Origin of the sequence: Aquimarina algiphila (genome assembly GCF_007489275.1) — a bacterium.
Lineage (GTDB): Bacteria > Bacteroidota > Bacteroidia > Flavobacteriales > Flavobacteriaceae > Aquimarina > Aquimarina algiphila.
The window spans coordinates 1-1,233 of sequence record NZ_VLNR01000165.1 but is presented as its reverse complement, the minus strand read 5'-3'; the positions used below and the strand labels follow the sequence as shown (position 1 = coordinate 1,233).

Sequence of the window (1,233 nt, the reverse complement as noted above, 5' to 3'; positions counted from 1 at the left end):
CGGAAAACATTTCCGCGCATCTGGGGTTAAAGTTTTTCCAGCTTATCTCGCGTCCTAAAAAAAGTTTAGATATGTACTAATACCCTGCCAAGCTTTGACGGCACCAGAAACATTCTGGCGCCAGCAGGGGCAAACTAGCACCAGCACATACTATGCCCGAGCGGGGCTTAATAATTCAGTTATAAATTCATTCATTTTTCTATTAGACCTATATTCATTTAAATATTCATTAATCTCATCAGGCATCTTCATCATACCGGAGAACCCTTCTTTTCGTAATTGAATATCATCTTTCAGACGTGACCAAAATTCGTAATCAAGTTTATCTAAGAACAATGAAAATAATTCATAATATTTAATGAGTTTTTCTTGAATTTCTTTCCAATTATTTATTTCTTTTAAAGATGTAATATAGATTTTATGAAACATCAAAAACTCTTCTTCGGTTATTTCATTCCCAACTTTCTTTAATATTTCAACAAAAAAATTCTTAGGCATCGGTTCAGTAACAGAACCAAGATCGACGATCCAACCTTCTGTGTTTCCTTGTATTAAATTGTCTTCTCCAAATTTAATAAGTCTCTCTTCAGTAAATAATTCAAGAGAAAAAGTAATTAATAAAAATCTTAAATTCATTGTAATGTTTTTTATTTAAAAATTCCTGGTGCTTCATGAAATATAGTTCTCTTCCATGGGTTAATACCTATTGAAAAGTTTTGACTATTTAACTCATAATTAATAAAAATCGTTTTCCAATTTTTTATACCATATTTTCCATTTTGGAGTATTTCATTTCTTAAAAAAGTAGTCGCCCTATGTCCAGCATCATATTGTCCATATCCATATCCCCTTCCATAAACTTCTGCATAACCTGGTGTTGTTATTCTTTTATGTAACCTAAACATATTTGCAGTAGGTCTAAAACTAAGCCCTCTCACAACCCCACCAGTAGCTACTGTCAATCCAAGTTCAAAAGATGCACCTCCTAAGAAACCACCATAGGTTCTTCCTGCTCCATAATAATTTCCTCTTGCCAGAGATGAACCTACACTGCTTGCGGTTTGTAAACCACCAATCGTTCTACCAATAGTAGCACTATATGCGGTGTACCCAGGGATAAAGTTTTTCCATCCTCCTTCTGCTCCCATATTTTGCTTCCAGGCTTCCCATGGATTACTAAATGCATCAGAGACGTTATCTCCTAAACCACTCCAAAAATCCTTAAAGCTGGAT

The 1,233-nt window shown here is 34.5% G+C and carries 2 protein-coding genes; both read right to left on the bottom strand.

Annotated features, from left to right (window positions below):
* Window positions 1-150: 150 nt before the first annotated feature.
* Complete coding sequence (locus tag FOF46_RS30810; protein WP_143919247.1) at window positions 151-636, bottom strand: hypothetical protein; 486 nt, start codon at window positions 634-636, stop codon at window positions 151-153.
* Between the two features lie 11 nt (window positions 637-647).
* Window positions 648-1,233 (bottom strand): hypothetical protein (locus FOF46_RS32030; RefSeq protein ID WP_167572030.1); only part of this gene is annotated, 586 nt, incomplete at its 5' end.

What these genes read in the sequence shown, in the direction of transcription:
- FOF46_RS30810 (WP_143919247.1), bottom strand. Translation starts at nt 636, where the DNA reads ATGAATTTAAGATTTTTATTAATTACTTTTTCTCTTGAATTATTTACT.